At 42.1% G+C, this 16727-nt stretch carries 18 protein-coding genes; 5 read left to right on the top strand and 13 right to left on the bottom strand.

What is annotated here, in order from left to right; translation table 11 throughout:
- The first annotated feature begins 8 nt into the window (after positions 1–8).
- Positions 9–728, top strand: coding sequence for a 3-deoxy-D-manno-octulosonic acid kinase (locus ACU01J_RS02900; protein ID WP_481084334.1), 720 nt, complete (start codon positions 9–11; stop codon positions 726–728).
- Positions 697–2691 carry an acyltransferase family protein gene (locus ACU01J_RS02895; protein ID WP_481084333.1) on the top strand — a complete coding sequence of 665 codons (1995 nt, stop codon included), beginning with the start codon at positions 697–699 and terminating at the stop codon, positions 2689–2691. The genes ACU01J_RS02900 and ACU01J_RS02895 overlap by 32 nt, the downstream gene beginning before the upstream one ends.
- Before the next feature lie 10 nt (positions 2692–2701).
- Here ACU01J_RS02895 and ACU01J_RS02890 read toward each other — a convergent pair whose 3' ends face one another.
- The 12 genes from ACU01J_RS02890 to radC form a co-directional block, all read right to left on the bottom strand.
- Positions 2702–3592: a hypothetical protein gene (locus ACU01J_RS02890; RefSeq protein WP_481084332.1), complete on the bottom strand. Its 891-nt coding sequence runs from the start codon at positions 3590–3592 to the stop codon at positions 2702–2704.
- Between the two features lie 2 nt (positions 3593–3594).
- Complete coding sequence (locus ACU01J_RS02885) at positions 3595–4335, bottom strand: glycosyltransferase family 25 protein (protein ID WP_481084331.1); 741 nt, start codon at positions 4333–4335, stop codon at positions 3595–3597.
- Positions 4332–5630: a lipid IV(A) 3-deoxy-D-manno-octulosonic acid transferase gene (waaA, locus tag ACU01J_RS02880; RefSeq protein ID WP_481084330.1), complete on the bottom strand. Its 1299-nt coding sequence runs from the start codon at positions 5628–5630 to the stop codon at positions 4332–4334. Before waaA ends, ACU01J_RS02885 begins: the two co-directional genes overlap by 4 nt.
- On the bottom strand, positions 5630–6682 hold the full coding sequence (waaF, locus tag ACU01J_RS02875; RefSeq protein ID WP_481084329.1) for a lipopolysaccharide heptosyltransferase II: 1053 nt from the start codon (positions 6680–6682) through the stop codon (positions 5630–5632). Before waaF ends, waaA begins: the two co-directional genes overlap by 1 nt.
- A 3-nt stretch (positions 6683–6685) precedes the next feature.
- Positions 6686–7612, bottom strand: coding sequence for a glycosyl transferase family 90 (locus ACU01J_RS02870; protein ID WP_481084328.1), 927 nt, complete (start codon positions 7610–7612; stop codon positions 6686–6688).
- The gene (locus ACU01J_RS02865; protein WP_481084327.1) at positions 7609–8808 is read right to left on the bottom strand and encodes an O-antigen ligase family protein; all 1200 of its coding nucleotides are present in this window, start codon (positions 8806–8808) and stop codon (positions 7609–7611) included. Before ACU01J_RS02865 ends, ACU01J_RS02870 begins: the two co-directional genes overlap by 4 nt.
- Complete coding sequence (locus ACU01J_RS02860) at positions 8786–9547, bottom strand: glycosyltransferase family 25 protein (protein ID WP_481084326.1); 762 nt, start codon at positions 9545–9547, stop codon at positions 8786–8788. Before ACU01J_RS02860 ends, ACU01J_RS02865 begins: the two co-directional genes overlap by 23 nt.
- 115 nt (positions 9548–9662) lie before the next feature.
- Positions 9663–10469, bottom strand: coding sequence for a bifunctional DNA-formamidopyrimidine glycosylase/DNA-(apurinic or apyrimidinic site) lyase (gene mutM, locus ACU01J_RS02855; RefSeq protein WP_481084325.1), 807 nt, complete (start codon positions 10467–10469; stop codon positions 9663–9665).
- Positions 10470–10489: 20 nt separating this feature from the next.
- Positions 10490–10972: a hypothetical protein gene (locus ACU01J_RS02850; RefSeq protein ID WP_481084324.1), complete on the bottom strand. Its 483-nt coding sequence runs from the start codon at positions 10970–10972 to the stop codon at positions 10490–10492.
- Positions 10973–11270: 298 nt separating this feature from the next.
- Positions 11271–11441, bottom strand: coding sequence for a 50S ribosomal protein L33 (gene rpmG / locus ACU01J_RS02845; RefSeq protein ID WP_004410866.1), 171 nt, complete (start codon positions 11439–11441; stop codon positions 11271–11273).
- 13 nt (positions 11442–11454) lie between these two features.
- Positions 11455–11691 carry a 50S ribosomal protein L28 gene (gene rpmB, locus ACU01J_RS02840; RefSeq protein WP_004410867.1) on the bottom strand — a complete coding sequence of 79 codons (237 nt, stop codon included), beginning with the start codon at positions 11689–11691 and terminating at the stop codon, positions 11455–11457.
- Positions 11692–11967: 276 nt separating this feature from the next.
- Complete coding sequence (gene radC / locus ACU01J_RS02835) at positions 11968–12636, bottom strand: RadC family protein (protein ID WP_481084323.1); 669 nt, start codon at positions 12634–12636, stop codon at positions 11968–11970.
- Between the two features lie 234 nt (positions 12637–12870).
- Between radC and coaBC the strand changes: the two genes are divergently transcribed.
- From coaBC to lpxL, 3 genes are all read left to right on the top strand, one after another.
- The gene (coaBC, locus tag ACU01J_RS02830) at positions 12871–14076 is read left to right on the top strand and encodes a bifunctional phosphopantothenoylcysteine decarboxylase/phosphopantothenate--cysteine ligase CoaBC (RefSeq protein WP_481084322.1); all 1206 of its coding nucleotides are present in this window, start codon (positions 12871–12873) and stop codon (positions 14074–14076) included.
- A 114-nt stretch (positions 14077–14190) separates the two neighbouring features.
- Positions 14191–14781, top strand: a complete 591-nt coding sequence (gene slmA, locus ACU01J_RS02825; protein WP_004410873.1) for a nucleoid occlusion factor SlmA — start codon at positions 14191–14193, stop codon at positions 14779–14781.
- 5 nt (positions 14782–14786) lie between these two features.
- Positions 14787–15734, top strand: coding sequence for an LpxL/LpxP family Kdo(2)-lipid IV(A) lauroyl/palmitoleoyl acyltransferase (gene lpxL / locus ACU01J_RS02820; RefSeq protein ID WP_481084321.1), 948 nt, complete (start codon positions 14787–14789; stop codon positions 15732–15734).
- Between the two features lie 133 nt (positions 15735–15867).
- On the opposite strand, the gene pyrE is transcribed toward lpxL, so the two are convergent.
- Complete coding sequence (pyrE, locus tag ACU01J_RS02815; protein ID WP_005472617.1) at positions 15868–16509, bottom strand: orotate phosphoribosyltransferase; 642 nt, start codon at positions 16507–16509, stop codon at positions 15868–15870.
- Between the last annotated feature and the right edge of the window lie 218 nt (positions 16510–16727).

The following is a 16727-nucleotide window of genomic DNA, read 5'->3' as shown; positions in this document are numbered from 1 at the left end:
AGAGATAGATGTTCAAGCAAACCCAAATTAATAACACCACATACTGGCACGACCCTTTGCTTTTGTCAGAAAATGTTGAACGGGCTTTCTCTATCGAATACTGGCAAGCGAACAATGCCGTGACAGGCAGTGCTCAAGGCCGTGGAACAACTTGGTTTGTACAAGGGGAACAAGGTGAGTTTGCACTAAGGCATTACCGCAGAGGTGGGCTGTTTGGCAAACTCATCAAAGATAGCTATTGGTTTACCTCACTAGAAGATACGCGAGCCTATCAAGAGTTAAAACTATTACGCCATCTGAGCGAATGCGATGTAAATGTGCCCGCTCCTATCGCAGCTCGAGTGACTAAAAGCGGTCTAACCTATCAAGCGGATATTATTGTTCAGCGGATCAGTAATGCTCACGACCTTGTCGGATTGCTATCTCAACAAGCTCTGTCTAAAGAGCTTTTCAAAAAAGTCGGTTGGGAAATAAAGAAAATGCATGATGCAAGCGTCAATCACACCGACCTTAATATTCACAATATTTTAATCGACCAAAGCAACCAAGTTTGGATTATCGACTTTGATAAGTGTAAGGCCGAAGAGAAAGATAGTGGCTGGAAGCAAAGCAATCTAGATAGACTCAAACGTTCTTTTGACAAAGAGCTTCGGCTCGGTACAATCCAACTCCCAGATTATGCTTGGATAAGCCTAGATGAAGGCTATAAAAGCAACGAAGACGTATAAAACCATGAACTTTCGCCACGATATTAATGCCCTGAGAGCTATCGCCGTTGTTAGCGTAGTAATCTTCCATTTTTTCTCGACATACTTACCCGGTGGCTATGTAGGGGTCGATATCTTCTTCGTGATATCCGGCTACTTAATGACTAGGATTATCACGAGCAAATTAGACGAAGGAAACTTTTCCTTTGCTAGCTTCTATGCAGCGAGAGCAAAACGTATTATCCCTGCCTTAGCAGTTATGTGTATGACGATACTAGTTGTATGCCTTTTTTACCTGACACCGTGGGATCTGAGAAAGCTTGGCAAGCACATATTAGTCAGCATTGGCTTTGTATCCAACGTCACTTACTTAAAAGAAAGCGGCTACTTTGACATTGCTGCGCAAAGTAAGTGGCTACTCCACACTTGGTCGCTCTCCGTTGAATGGCAGTTTTACCTTGTTTATCCCGTTTTATTGGTAAGTATAAAAAAGGCTCTACCTAAAGTGAGCCTAAACCTCGCATTGTGGTGTTTAACCATAACGAGCTTTTCGCTTTGTTTATACTATGTTCATAACAACCCAGACCAAGCCTATTACCTATTTCACACCAGAGCATGGGAATTGCTCATTGGCGGTGTAATTGCAACCCAGAAAATTCCTCAGATTTTTTCTCGCAATGTACAATTAGGTCTATCTTTGGTTGGCTTAAGCGCCATAGTCAGTGCTCTATTTCTCTTTGATCACACGACTCCTTGGCCAGGGTTTGGATCACTATTACCCGTTTTGGGGACTGCCCTTGTATTATACGGCAACGCGAGTAGCCCAAATCTTCAATCAAAGTTTGATAATAAATTAATAACCCGCGTAGGATTATGGTCATACTCCATTTACCTATGGCATTGGCCTATTAACGTTTTCATCAAGTCGTTCACTAGCAGCACTCTACTTCTTAATGCCATAGGCATCCTGCTGTCAGTGGTTCTAGGCTGGCTGTCTTACTCAACAATTGAGCAATACAAGCCTATTGTTAAGCATTCTAGAGTTAAGGGATTTTTTACTTTTCCACCCGTAGTCATTATGCTAATCACTGCCATTATTGGACAACTAATCTATGGCAGTGACGGCTTGCTTTGGAGGTTAAGTAAAAACCAACTAATCATCGCTGAGGCTATTCAAGATCGAAACCCAAGAAGTAAACAATGCCATGTAGAGTTTGGGGAAGTCCCCGGGTGTAAATATGGTGATGGAGAAGTGGGTGCCATTGTACTTGGTGATAGCCACGCACAGTCTGTCGTAAGAAGTGTAGAGAAGTCTACGCCAGAGAACGTATCCACTTTAGACTGGACCATGAGCTCATGCCCTACTATTTCTGGAGTCAAAAGAGTTCTACCCGATGGAACTATCTCTGAAGACTGCGGAAACTTTGTTAGTAGCAGTATTGAAAAGATATCAAAGCAGTATCAAGGCGTTCCTGTATTTATAGTGAATAGAACTCCTTTATATCTGTGGGGAGCAAACGATGCAGATTGGAAAGGGGAAAGAGAAAAAGCCAACCTGATTATTGATGAAAAGAGATCATCAGTGATAGATGATAACTACCGCACCAACTTTTTAGCACAGTTTGGATCTACGATATGTCAAATCAGTCAATACTCTCCAGTTGTCGTACTAAAAACAACGCCTGAACTTATCAATAATGTTCCAAAGACTATGTTTAAGAGAGCAATACAAGGTAAAGATGACATAAGGGTTAAGATTCCTGTGTCTGACTACCTATCACGCTCAGAACAGGTAGATGCTTTTTATGCTGATTTAGAGAGTCGATGCGATGTGACGATTATCGACCCGACAGATACTTTCTGCGACCAAGAGTACTGCTATGGCGATGACGAAGGTAGACCACTATACTTCGATGATGACCACCTAAGTGAATATGGTGCGAGTAAGCTAATCCCACTATTTAAAAAAGTATGGGGACAATAGTCCCCCTCGTTTATTCTTCTTTCAATCCGAAAAGCTTTCGCAGTTTTTTCTTCTTTTTGTATATATGACCGCGAATCACCTCGGAAAACGGACGAGTAAAACTAACATCTTTTGCTAGTTTTATTTGCTCTTCAAAAGGCTTATTACCGTGAGACGCAAAGAAACTTTCTAGCACCTTTCTTCCCCAGTCCTTACGACCGCTAGTAGAATAGTGCTTGAGCCAATCTTTGCTTGGTACTAATGTTACTTCTCGGCTCAAGGCTTCAGATAGAGCAAACTGCTCCAATGTATGAGCTTTACAGTCACCGTTACGCAGCGCCTTGATAAGTTGGTCTGCATAGTCAAATGCCTTCAATTGCATTCCGGTAATTCCGATAACAGCCGAAGCCCACATTGTCGACTTGTCATTGACGCTATAAGTCGAACCATCCTCAAGATCAAAGATTTTGTTACGAATAACAGCGTATTCATTAGTGTCAGGCAGAGAGTTGATTGACACTTCAGGAAAAAACATCAGTGACTGCTCTGCAGAGATGGAATCAAAGTAGATATTCGTCGACCGCTCAAAGTACGTATCAGTATCAAGGAAAAGTAACTTATCTTCTTCTTTTAGATCTAACTGTTCACCAATGTACTTTAAGCCTCGATTTTTGATTCTAAAGTGATAAGTATTATTCAGGCTCCACTCACTCTTTTGCTCCGCATTAATTGGGAAAAGATGAATAGGTAACCCCGAAAAATGATCCGTTTCTTCTGCAAGAACAACAACCTCAGGCCTAGAGCTCTCGTCTCCTTGCCAGTTAGCTAAAAAAGACAAGATGCAGAAGTGAGCGCCCTGATAATAGGTCTTATCATTACCATAAATGACAAAAGCTAAGTATTTCTTTGCTGTTCTAGTCATGGTCAGTACTTCGTTACGTTTTCAAATAGAGCTTTTTGCTTTTTACTTAGATGGCTTCGAATATGTGTTCGATAGCCTTCTTTGAACCAACTTCTAACCGTCGCATATAAACCCGAGCTTCTACCACTCAATTCACTCTCAAAGATACCTGTCTTACTACCTTGTCGTACAATTGGCGGATGCGTCCAATAGATATTATATTCTAGCTCTTCTCGCACATTGCCAATAAGCCCATCTATGGGAGCATCTGTAACTGTACTTTCTAAGTAGCCAACCATCTTTTTAGCAAATTCAAGGTCATAAACTAAACCGCCCGTTAATTTATTCGTTGCACACAAATATAAAGACTGATCTTCATTACGGACACTAAGAGGCACTAGATTTGACGCCTCCTCAATATTAATCACGTAGCCAATTTCACCCAAAGCTTCGTTACGGAACTGTTCTAGTATGCTAATGAAGTTCTTATCTAATAACGCATCATCTTCAAGCACAAGCACTTGCGGTATTTGTTCATCAACAACCCTTTTCATCACAAGGTAATGTTTATATAAACAAGACATTTGAGGAAGCGATAAACAACTAGAGAAAAAGTTAGAGCGGATGTCAGGAGTCAAATCGTCAATGTCACCACGAAGCATATATTCATAATCAGTAATACCAATTGCTGGCAAATGACTATCGATATGCTTACGGCGGTCTTCATAACCTTTGCTGACATGAATGATGAATGTTTTAATCACTTAGAACTCTCTATAACTCTGATGATAATATCGATACTGCGCTGAAGCGCACCTTGGTTTTGTTTTACAACGGACAAAGCCGCCCTACCACCTTGCTCTAACTTTTTAGATGACGATAAGCACTCAATAACCTTACAGGATAATTGTTCTTCACTCTCAACAACTTCTAGAGCGCCTGCTGTAATAAGCTGCCGGCCAAGATCGGCAAAGTTATAATAACTTGGACCGGTAATAGTCAACTTAGAGAGCATAGCGGGCTCGATAAAGTTGTGTCCACCAACCTTATCTCCGAGAAGGCTCCCTCCCATAAAAACAAGGTCACTAGCTGCAAGAAACTTGATCATTTCCCCCATAGTATCACCCAAATAGACATCTGTACCTTCAGGTAACCTATCTAAACTTCCACTACTTCGCCTAACCAAAGATAACTGCTCATTTATTACAAGTTCAGCCACAGAATCAAAGCGCTCAGGGTGGCGTGGAACAAGTACAAGTAGTAATTCTGGATGTTCCAATTTTGCAGATTTAAAAGCAGAAAGGATTTGCTCGTCCTCACCGAAATGCGTGCTTGCTGCAACCAAGACCTTACGGTTATCACCAAATTGAAGCTTTAACTCTTGGCCTTGGTGGTATGACTCTTCATCAACTTTCACATCATACTTTATAGAACCAGTATAAATAACCTTTTTACTACTAATTCCTAATTGTCGAAAGCGCTCTGCATCATCACCGTGAACCGTCATTATTGTCGACAGTTTCTGCAATATTGGTGATATCAGTAAGCTAAGCTTCCGATAGTTTGAAAATGACTTCTGAGATAGGCGACCATTCACAAGCATCATAGGTACATTGTGCGAAGCAACAGTATGTATAGTGTTAGGCCATAGCTCTGTTTCAATAATTAGCATTGCTTCAGGCTTAATAACGTTAAGAAACTTACGTACGCACCAAGAGAAATCGATTGGCATATAGCGATGAGTAACATGACTACCCAATTTAGAGACTTGCTCAGCGCCAGTACTGGTTGTCGTAGTGACCAGTAGTTGCTTATCCGGGTATTGCTCGGCTAAGCGACTCACTAACCCCTTACTCGCCAGAACCTCCCCTACAGAAACAGCATGAACCCAAATGACACCTTTTTTCTGAGTATCCAGTTTAGGTGTAAAGCCAAAATGCTCTTTCCATCGCTGGCCAAACTTGGGTTTATTAGGTTTTGAACGATAAAGCCCCCAAAGTAGTAAGGGGCTAACACATGCTAGTAACAAGCTATAAGCTAAGCGAACTAATACAGCCATTAACCCACTACCAAAGCATCGAGTTTAGTAATTGCCTCAATAACCTTCTCTGGCATAAGTTCTTGTAAGCATTTAAGGTGCTGCTTAGGGCAAGTACGTTCAAAACAAGGGCGACATTCAATATCTGTATTTAGAATAGCCAGCTTGTCAGTGAGTGGCGGGGTATATTTCGGAGAGCTGGAACCATATACTGCAACGACGTTACAACCCACCGCAGAGGCGACATGCATTAGTCCTGAGTCATTACTCACAACCGTTTTACATGCACCAATCAAGTCGACAGCTTGAACTAAAGAAGTACTACCCGCTAGGTTGTAGCAATGTTGCTGATTCTCAGGAACGACCTGTTCGATAATGGCAGAAGTCACTTCACGATCCTTTGCTGAACCGAATAGCCAGACTTGGTAGCCCTTACTAATCATCTCTGAAGCCACGCGAGCAAAGTGCCCCTCTGGCCAACGCTTAGCAGGCCCAAACTCAGCTCCTGGGCATAAACCAAGAATCGGACGCTCTTCAGTAAGCCCAAACTGCTGCATTGTTGCTTGCTGAGTATCTGCCTGTAAACTTAAAGCTGGATACGGCAAATCTTTCAACTCACCTAAACACCCACTACCTGTCATCGCAGATTTTGAGTGAGCTAAAGCAACATAGCGCTCTAGCATATACTGGAACGACTTTTTATTGGTGCGAATATCATTGAGAAGGCCAAAACGCATTTCCCCTTTCCAGCCAACTCGTTGAGGAATTTTAGCGAAGAATGGGATCAGAGCTGACTTGGCCGAATTAGGCAAAACATAAGCTTGAGTGTAGTTTGAATTTCTTAATCGCTTACCCATTTGGTAACGAGTTTTGAGGTCAAACTGTCCATGACCAAGTGGCATCTCTAGCGCTTGGTCAACTTGTGGCATTCTCTCAAGGATAGCTTTACACCATGCTGGCGCTAACACGTCTATCTGTGAGTCTGGATATTGTTTCTTAAGTTCAATATACAGACCCTGAGACATGACCATATCACCAACCCAAGAAGGGCCTACGATTAGAATTTTTTCCATTGCTTATTTTTTCTCTAACTGCCCGGATAGCTCGAAGTATCGTTCTAATGTCTTAATGCATACTAACTGCTCTAGCTTCGCATCTTTAAATGGAGCGATATAATCATGAGCATTTCTGACGATTTTTTCTGCTTCTAGTGGATTATCGATGTAATACTGAATCTTTTCTTCAAAGTCAGACCAATCATCTTTCACTTCGATATAATGAACACCCGCTCTAAGAGTGCCTTCCATAAACCAAGTTTCAAACTTCATTTTTGGTGTAACCACTACAGAGTTTGAAGACATAGCCCACTTTAAGTTGGAGGCAACATCATTCCCTTCTAAACAGATCAGGAATTTGTATTGAAGTTGCTCTTCAACAGACATAAATGGCTTTTGCCATTCAGGGTGTTCATCTGAGCAGTTTGACTGGCCAGCATCAACTAAGGGGTGGTCAAACATTTCCTGCATAAATCGAATTCGATGTGGTTGGGTCACCGCACCTCGAAATACCGCACCATTCTTTTTATCAGCGAAACTAAGTCGGTCTTGTACAAAGCGAAAGTGCCTGCGTTTATCTAGCTTGAATAGTACTGAATTGGAGTTATCGCCTTCAATCGGCCTAGCTTTAAAGAGCGTAGGAACGGGTTCTATATGTGTTTCATCGCCAAAGTAATAGTTAAATCGATATGATTTAGGGAAGTAGTGCAGGAATTCTTTTAGATCAAAGTAATAAGATGTATAACCTTTGCGTTTGTAATCGGAAATCTTTGTGAATTGGTTACTAAGTTCAAAATGACTATCAATCTTGCAATAATAATTCACCCGCGCTTGTATCCAATCACTATGATTAGCATAATTATTTTCTAATGAACGCTGGCGAAAATCAAACAAGAATCGTGGTATCAATTCCAAAAAGGCGTGCTTGAGATAGTACAGTATTTTCACTCAATCTCCTTTTTATTTGACAACATCATAGTAACGCTACCGATTATAAACATATAGTAGATTGCGGCTTGGGCATTAATGAATGGCGCATCTGATATATTACAGATTGCAACAAATAGTGCAGGAGGCCACAACAATGCTGAACCATTTTCAATAGAATATACCCTAGAAAGCCAAATAGGATAGACAAGGAAAGTTAGAAAGATGCTGCCACCAACAACACCATAAAGAACAAATTTATCTAAATACCCGTTGTGGAATGTCATAGAGATAAGTCTGTTTACATAAGGCTCAATTTTTTTTTCCTGTTCCAACCTATCAAACTCAACTTTTATATCTGTACCATACCCTACCAATGGGTTACTCAACCATAGGTCACTAGCTATATGGAACATCTGAAGACGCTCCCCAACAGGAGAGTTAAACTTTCCTTCCTTGATTTGGTTATATTCTTGAATGGTTATTTCCACCCTTTTCTCTATGACTGGAAGCTGCGAAACCCCTACTATAGAGACAAAAATTGCAAGCAAAACAAATATCGTCAAAGACTTGCTTTTTTTTTGCGATGCATATATTAGAAGAAATGATGCAACTAATAATAGGGCGATTAGGGGGCCACGAGATTGACTTAGTAATAAACTGACCAAAGAAAGAATAATTGACGAGAGTATAGCAATCAATGATTTCTCTTCGAAATGAGTAAAAAAGAGCCCTAGAGCAGTGAGAAGAATCAAACCGCAAATAGTAGCAAATGGAATTGCATTGATAGGCCAGTCACCACGAAATAAGTGAATATAATATTGATAATAGTAGCCATATAGTACACAGAAAATTGCAGCGACTAAAAGAACCCATTGCATAATATTCTTACTAAACAAACGTCGAGGGGTCACCACTAGTAAAACTAACACAACTAAAGTAGCCCTTAACTCTCTCGAGTCAAACCCATACACCTCGTATGCAATAGCACCAAATAATCCATTGATAAGCAGCAATTTAATCCAAAAACTATTCTTAAAATTATCTTTGATTACCTCAAAGCGAAACTGAAACATGGAAATAGCAGCAATGACCAAAACCATTGGCACCAAACGCATATCTCCATCCCCATCCCACAACATTCCAGTAGTCATCCATGCAACTGGAATAAGAAACAATACTGAGGGGAGTTTCTTACTCTTTATGATATTTAACATTATTAAAAACTCTTAAAACTCGTTTATTTACATGACTCCAAATATATTTTTTATGGCAGTTTTTTATTAAATAGCGCACTTTGTCCATTACCCCTGTACCTTCAGCGTTAATAGCACTCGCAAAAGTACCATTTTTACTCCCTTGCTGAACTAAAGCAGGTTGAGACCAATATATATTGAAGCCAATTACATCACGCATTTCGCTTTGATAGGTATCAATAGGTAAATGAACTGGATATTGATTAAGGTAATTATAGAGTTTCTTTGCCGCCACGTAATCAATAATATAACCACCAGTCATCTTTGTATGACTCGCTAAGTAGATATGCTGATTGCATTTTCGATACTTTAGGGGAACACTAAGATAAGCACTTTCAATATTAACTAAGTAATTTGACTTTCCGTTTAACTCTTGAAGTATTGAATCTAGCTTTTTAGAAAACTCACTAGCTAAGTAAGCATCATCTTCCAACACCAAAGCAAAGGGGATTTTCCTCTCTACTATAGCTTTATAGGTAAGATAGTGTTTATAAAAGCATGACTGCTCTGGTGGCGTTTGGTCACTACCTTTAAAAAGTGTTCCTAAAACGTCCTCTGTCAAATCCTTAATATCACCATCAAGCATATACTCGAAGCGTTCCAGACCTGACTCTGGTAAATGTTTGTCGATATGTTCTCGTCTTTCGTCATATCCTTCACTTACGTGAATAACAAACACATGCTCAATGGGTTGCACCATTTAAGGTATCTCCTACAACAATATGTGGCGAAACAAAGGAACAAATTATATCTTGAGTGTACATATGTTTCACGCAATCTTAGTAATACTGTGTAAGAAAACGGACATCTTGACTTTACTTCTGACAATTACCACAAAAAAACGTATTTCTCTGACCTATCTTCTGCTCTGAGATCGGCTCTGCACAAATTGGGCAAGGCTCACCAGCTTTGCCATACACTTGCAACTCCTGAGCAAAATAGCCCGGTTTTCCATCGGCTTGAGCAAAATCTTTGAGGGTTGTACCCCCTTGTTTGATAGCAGTATTGAGTACTTGCTTAATCTCACTAACAAGTAATGCCCACTCTTTGCTCGTTATATTGCCTGCTGGGCGAGTTGGATGAATTCTGGCGCTAAATAAAGACTCATTGGCGTAGATGTTCCCCACTCCGACAACCACCTTGTTGTCCATAATGAATTGTTTAACTGCAACACGCTTCCCTTTGGCTTTTTCGGCTATGTAGTCAGCATTAAATTCATCTGTTAGCGGCTCAGGCCCCATTGCGCCAAGCGCAGTATGACTGCCATCTTCCGTCCATAACCAAGCTCCAAAACGTCTTGGGTCATTGTAGCGTAGCACTTTACCATTAGTTAGCTTGAGATCGACGTGATCATGTTTGGCTGGTGCAATTTCAGCATTCAGTACTCTCAATGAACCAGACATACCTAAATGGACAATCGCACAGCCTACATCGGTCTCAATCAGCAAGTATTTGGCTCGGCGAGAGATGTTGCGAATAACCTGTCCTTCCATCTGCTTTAACTCTTGGGGAATATCCCAACGCAGCTTTGGCGTGCGAAATGTCAGCTTAGCAACGGTTTCTCCAATCAAGTGTGGAGAGATTCCCATCCGGCTGACTTCTACTTCAGGTAATTCAGGCATGACAATGTCCTATGATGTGGCTATTCAGGCATAAGATAACGAGGTTCGACTGAGATTGCTATCCACTTGCCCTGCCAATTTTTCAGCAGCCAAAACTGCGGAGTTTGGTAAAAAGTGATCCTTTGCGGCTCTTCTTGATCGAAATACCACACCTCGATAGTTTCAGGTGAGCCTAATTGAGGCTTCAAATCATCAAAGCTTTGTTGATTAACTTCTGTACCCACTAGCTCTTGCCAGCGTTTTACGAGGTCAGCTTCTGGAATCGCACTAGGAATAGAGCTTCGCCAACGGCCTTGGTTATTTTCTAGTGACCAATTAGCAAAATGCAGCGCTTGAATATCTTGAGTTGGATTGAGTAGATACGGGTGCTGACTGACAACCGCTGGCTTATCAATTAAGTAGGTTTTGATTAACGTTGGTAAATTCAGCAAACCAATAAAGGCAATAATACCCAGAATCAGGATGTTGTTCCAACGTCGGCGACGGGCAGGTGACACTCGCATGAAAAGAAGTTCCTAGAAGATAGTGACTAGATAATAGCTTCTGCAAAGTGGAAAGACTAGCTAGTGGCGAGTGGCGAGTGGCGAGTGGCGAGTGGCGAGTGGCGAGTGGCGAGAAAAATTTTGCATAAGTAAGCTTTAGTGTCAACTCAATGCTCGTAACTTCAAACTCGGAGGCGAAGCCGCACTCGAAACTCGCAGGACGAAGTCCGAGCTTTCTTCTAGCAATAAAAAACCCAATCATATTGCTATGATTGGGTTTCAATTCACGCTTCCCGAAGGAAGTTCAAAGAAGAATCAATTACTTGATTTTAGCTTCTTTGTACATAACGTGCTGGCGAACTACTGGATCAAATTTCTTGATCTCAAATTTGCCTGGCATGTTACGCTTGTTCTTATCAGTCGTGTAGAAGTGACCAGTACCTGCAGAAGATACTAGACGGATTTTCTCACGTACGCCTTTCTTTGCCATTGTCTATTTCCTCTTAAACGTTTTCGCCGTTTGCACGGATATCAACAAGAACAGCATCGATGCCTTTCTTGTCGATGATACGCATACCTTTAGCAGATAGACGTAGTTTAACAAAACGTTTTTCGCTCTCTACCCAGAAACGATGAGTTTGTAGGTTCGGCAGAAAACGACGCTTAGTAGCATTGCGTGCGTGTGAACGGTTGTTACCCGTTACTGGACGCTTACCAGTTACTTGGCATACTCGTGACATGAATGTCTTCTCCAAAATCGTTTCAGCTCGATATCAACCTTGGTGGCCGAACCTCTCAGTTTCTAAATTAGAAGTTTGAGGTCTTATACCGCTATGGAAACCCATACAAGGCTATCAAAGGTCGCGCATTATACTAACTTGAGTAGCATTGCTCAAGACCCGAACAGATCCTTTTTACAGGTTTTCCTGATCTTTTTTAGGCAGAGCTGATTTATGTGCTAAAAAATGTCGGGGGATTGTAGCAGAAATCAGCGAACTCACAACTAAAAATGTGATTTAAATCCAACCACGTTCTGCGAAGGAAACAATTTCACCATCTCCAACCACAAAATGGTCTAAAACTCGAATATCGACTAAAACCAAAGCATCTATAATACGCCGAGTAATTCTTCGGTCGCTCTGGCTAGGCTCTGCAACGCCTGAAGGGTGATTATGAGCAAGAATTAAAGCGGCTGCATTATGCTCTAATGAACGCTTCACCACCTCTCTAGGATACACAGAGGCCGCATCAATCGTGCCTTGAAATAGTGGCTCACCACAAATCACTCGGTGCTGATTGTCTAAAAATAGTACATAAAACTCTTCACGCTGCTTATCTCTTAGTAATCCGGATAAATAGAGCTTGGTCTGTTCTGGGCTCGTCAACGCTTCACCCCGCTTAAGTGTTTCAGCCAAATAGCGCTGAGTCATCTCTAACGTCGCCTGCAATTGAACAAACTTAGCCACACCTAACCCCTTATGACCACAAAATTCATCAAGATCAGCTGAAAGTAACGCTCTTAGTGAGCCAAATTCTTTAATAAGCTGGTCTGATAACGCTAATACGTTCATTCCCTGCGTTCCGGTGCGCAGAAATATCGCTAACAGCTCAGCATCGGTGAGCGAATGTGGACCATGTGAAAGTAACTTCTCTCGCGGCATGGATTCTTTGGGTAGCGCATTCATTTATAGACTCTCTGGCTGATTTATAGCCAAGAGAGTACTTAAACAACCACGAGCAGCTGAAAGTTAACCGCTGGAACACGAGCTAACTCCTCATAATTAATGTATTAATTACAATCAAAGTAGGCCGTTTGGCGTGCTGACTCATATTTCAACTTCAATATCTCAGATACCGAAACTAGGCACGTAAATAGCAGCCATGGTATCTTACGGGCAGTATTTTTAAGGAAGATCATCATGCAAACACTCGCTGGCAAAAAGATCCTTTTGGGCATTAGTGGTGGCATTGCCGCATATAAATGTGCCGAACTGACACGCCGCCTTATTGAACGAGGCGCCGAAGTTCAAGTTGTCATGACTAAGGCAGCAAAAGAGTTCATTACTCCATTAACCATGCAGGCCGTATCTGGCAGACCAGTATCAGATAGTTTATTAGACCCTGCCGCTGAAGCCTCTATGGGACATATTGAGTTGGCGAAATGGGCAGATTTAGTATTACTTGCTCCCGCTACGGCTGACCTTATCGCGCGAATGAGTGCGGGCATGGGTAATGACTTGCTCACTACACTGGTTTTAGCCACGGACTCCCCTATTGCCGTTTCTCCAGCGATGAATCAACAGATGTATCGTAATCTCGCGACTCAAGAGAATATCGCTACTCTGGAGCGTCGAGGAATGCACATTTGGGGACCGGCTGCAGGCGAGCAAGCGTGTGGGGATGTCGGCCCTGGTCGAATGCTTGAGCCAATGCAGCTTGTTGAGCGCTGTGAACAGTTCTTTGGTGATAAACCTCTGCAAGGTAAGTCAGTACTTATTACTGCTGGGCCTACTCGTGAAGCAATTGATCCTGTACGTTATATCTCTAACCATAGTTCAGGCAAGATGGGCTTCTCATTAGCACAAGCGGCAGCTCAGCTCGGTGCAAAAGTTACTTTGGTCTCAGGCCCAGTGTCACTGGCAACTCCGGCTAACGTTGAGCGCATTAATGTCGATAGTGCTCAAAGCATGTTTGATAACGTGATGGATAACGCAACAAAACACGATATCTTTATCGCTTGTGCCGCCGTGGCTGATTATCGCCCACAAACCATCGCTGAGCAGAAAATCAAAAAGACCGATGATAGTGACCAAATGACGATTACTATGGTCAAGAATCCCGATATCGTTGCTTCTGTCGCCAAGCTTAGCGAATCAAGACCGTTTACTGTTGGCTTTGCAGCAGAAACTCAAGACGTCGAACACTACGCACGCACCAAGCTTACAAAGAAGAACCTTGACATGATTTGTGCTAACGATGTCTCAGTAGAAGGACAAGGATTCAACAGTGACGACAATGCCATCACCATGTACTGGAAAGATGGTAAGCAATCACTTACTCTAGCATCCAAGCAGCAGATTGCATCACAAATCATCCTTACTATCGCACAGCGACTAGAAGCCTAAACAGCCATTGCTCTCATTGAGTAATCCTCAGCGATAAGTAATAGAGCTTATACTATTTGGCTTCGAGATTAACGGAGCCTTTAATTCAGAATGGTAACAGAAGGAAAACAGTTCATGGCCGGAACAAGAAAATCCAACCGCCGAGAAGAAATTTTGCAAGCATTAGCAGAAATGTTGGAGTCCAATGAAGGCGCTTCTCGCATCACGACTGCAAAGCTAGCGAAGCAAGTTGGTGTTTCTGAAGCTGCTCTGTATCGCCATTTCCCGAGCAAAGCTCGCATGTTTGAAGGATTGATTGAGTTCATCGAAGAGTCATTAATGTCTCGCATCAACCGTATCTTAGATGAAGAAAAAGATACCCTGACTCGTATTCGATTAGTATTGCAGCTGATCTTAGCTTTTGCAGAGCGTAACCCAGGTCTGAGCCGAATCCTTTCCGGCCACGCTTTGATGTTTGAAAATGAACGTCTACGTGAACGCATCAATCAACTATTTGAGCGTATCGAAACCTCTATTCGTCAAATTTTACGTGAGCGTAAGTTGCGTGAAGGTAAATCTTTCCCTGTTGATGAAAAAATCTTAGCTGCCCAATTATTAGGACAGGTGGAAGGTAGCCTTAACCGCTTTGTTCGTTCTGACTTTAAATACCAGCCTACTGCTAATTTCGAAGAGTACTGGGCTCTACTAAGCGCACAAATTAAGTAAATATTATGACTCAAGATAATACGACTTATTCACCTCCATTCTCTAAACACTTTTTGTTGCCTAAATTTTGGGGGGTTTGGATTAGCTTTGGCCTGCTCGCACTTATCGTTACTCTGCTCCCATACCGACTGTTGCTGACGATGGGGCGTGGAATGGGTTCATTTGCACCACGACTGGCGAAAAAACGTGTTGCGATTGCTAGACGTAACTTGGAACTGGCATTTCCAGAAATGGATGAGTCCGAGCGAGAACAACTGGTCTCAGAGAACCTTAAAAATACTGGGATGGCATTAGTTGAGACAGGGATTGCGTGGTTTTGGCCTGAATGGCGTTTTAAACGCCTTATCAAATTTCAAAACATTGAACCAATCATAGAGTTGGATAAGAACAAAAAAGGGGTCTTGGTTGTTTGTACGCATGCGCTTAATTTAGAAATTACCGCCAGAGCATTCGCTACTTTTGCTCCGGGTTATGGCGTTTACCGGCCACATAGCAACCCAGTGTATGATTTTATCCAAACCTGGGGAAGAACACGTTGTGGAAATAAAATGGTAGACCGTAAAAACGTGAAAGGAATGCTGAAAATATTACGCAGAGGAGACCGCTTGTGGTATTTACCTGATCATGATTATGGCCGTCGTAACTCCGTTTTCGTCCCGTTCTTTGCCGTAGAAAAGGCATGTACGACAGCAGGTACCGGCGTGCTCATAGATGCTAGTAAATGTGCGGTCGTGACAGCATCAAGCTTCAGAAAAGGAACAAATTATACTCTTCAAGTTGATGATGAGTTTAGTGCTGATTTTCCGCGTAAGGATGCGGAAGGTGCCGCTATTGTGATGAATAAAGCCATCGAGAAAGTCATCTTAAGAGGGCTTGATCAATGGATGTGGGTACATAAGCGCTATAAGACGATGGAAGATGAAAGTGCCGAGAAAGGCATTCGATATAAGTAGAGTTTCGAGTTTCGAGTTTCGAGTTTCGAGTTTCGAGTTTCGAGTTTCGAAAGTAAAAGGGTTGACGTGAAAGCGTCAACCCTTTTTCTTTATCTTGCTTTTCGCAACTAGCGACTCGAAGCTCTCGGCTTAATTAAATGCCGTACTCAGCGCGATACGCTTTTACTGCTTCTAGGTGCTCTGCGTCAGTACCTTTCTCTTCTAGGAACGTCACTAGGTCTGTCAGGCTAACAATTGAAATGATTGCGCAGCCAAAGTCGCGCTCAACTTCTTGAATTGCAGATAGCTCACCTTTACCTTTCTCTTGGCGGTCAATCGCAACCAAAACGCCAGCAAGATCCGCACCGTTTGCTTGGATAATTTCCATTGACTCACGGATTGCTGTACCTGCTGTGATAACGTCATCCACCAGCATGATACGACCTTCAAGCGCGCTACCGACTAGGTTGCCACCCTCACCGTGATCTTTTGCTTCTTTACGGTTGAAACAGTAAGGCGTATCCACATCGTGATGATCAGCAAGTGCTACCGCTGTTGTCGTCGCAATTGGGATACCTTTGTACGCAGGGCCAAATAGTACGTCGAACTCAATGCCAGAATCCGCTAGCGCTGCTGCATAGAAACGACCTAGACGCGCCAAGTCACGACCCGTATTGAAAAGACCAGCGTTAAAGAAGTACGGACTCTTACGGCCAGACTTTAAAGTAAACTCGCCAAATTTTAGGACTTCTTTCTCTAGTGCAAACTCAATAAATTCACGCTGGTATGCTTTCATTACTTTCTCCGTTTATTAGTTTCTAGTTCCTAGTCTCTAGTCCCTAGAAAAGATAACTCAAACTACAAGAGTGTTTTCAAAGTAGATAGCTTTACAGCTAGGCAGCAATACTTTTCAGCTCCTGAGCATAGTGCGCTATGTGATGGAGTGAAAAGTTGAAGCTAACAACGCTGTTAAGTTATCTAAGAAGAAAACAAAAAAATAGCTTCCAAATGGAA

It is taken from the genome of Vibrio sp. 2433-A1, assembly GCF_056726085.1.
This window is presented reverse-complemented; position numbering and strand designations above follow the sequence as displayed.

Coding starts and splice junctions, on each gene's coding strand:
- ACU01J_RS02900 (WP_481084334.1), top strand. CDS start 9: ATGTTCAAGCAAACCCAAATTAATAACACCACATACTGGCACGACCCT.
- ACU01J_RS02895 (WP_481084333.1), top strand. CDS start 697: ATGAAGGCTATAAAAGCAACGAAGACGTATAAAACCATGAACTTTCGC.
- ACU01J_RS02890 (WP_481084332.1), bottom strand. CDS start 3,592: ATGACTAGAACAGCAAAGAAATACTTAGCTTTTGTCATTTATGGTAAT.
- waaA (WP_481084330.1), bottom strand. CDS start 5,630: ATGGCTGTATTAGTTCGCTTAGCTTATAGCTTGTTACTAGCATGTGTT.
- waaF (WP_481084329.1), bottom strand. CDS start 6,682: ATGGAAAAAATTCTAATCGTAGGCCCTTCTTGGGTTGGTGATATGGTC.
- ACU01J_RS02865 (WP_481084327.1), bottom strand. CDS start 8,808: ATGTTAAATATCATAAAGAGTAAGAAACTCCCCTCAGTATTGTTTCTT.
- ACU01J_RS02860 (WP_481084326.1), bottom strand. CDS start 9,547: ATGGTGCAACCCATTGAGCATGTGTTTGTTATTCACGTAAGTGAAGGA.
- mutM (WP_481084325.1), bottom strand. CDS start 10,469: ATGCCTGAATTACCTGAAGTAGAAGTCAGCCGGATGGGAATCTCTCCA.
- ACU01J_RS02850 (WP_481084324.1), bottom strand. CDS start 10,972: ATGCGAGTGTCACCTGCCCGTCGCCGACGTTGGAACAACATCCTGATT.
- rpmG (WP_004410866.1), bottom strand. CDS start 11,441: ATGGCAAAGAAAGGCGTACGTGAGAAAATCCGTCTAGTATCTTCTGCA.
- rpmB (WP_004410867.1), bottom strand. CDS start 11,691: ATGTCACGAGTATGCCAAGTAACTGGTAAGCGTCCAGTAACGGGTAAC.
- radC (WP_481084323.1), bottom strand. CDS start 12,636: ATGAATGCGCTACCCAAAGAATCCATGCCGCGAGAGAAGTTACTTTCA.
- coaBC (WP_481084322.1), top strand. CDS start 12,871: ATGCAAACACTCGCTGGCAAAAAGATCCTTTTGGGCATTAGTGGTGGC.
- slmA (WP_004410873.1), top strand. CDS start 14,191: ATGGCCGGAACAAGAAAATCCAACCGCCGAGAAGAAATTTTGCAAGCA.
- lpxL (WP_481084321.1), top strand. CDS start 14,787: ATGACTCAAGATAATACGACTTATTCACCTCCATTCTCTAAACACTTT.
- pyrE (WP_005472617.1), bottom strand. CDS start 16,509: ATGAAAGCATACCAGCGTGAATTTATTGAGTTTGCACTAGAGAAAGAA.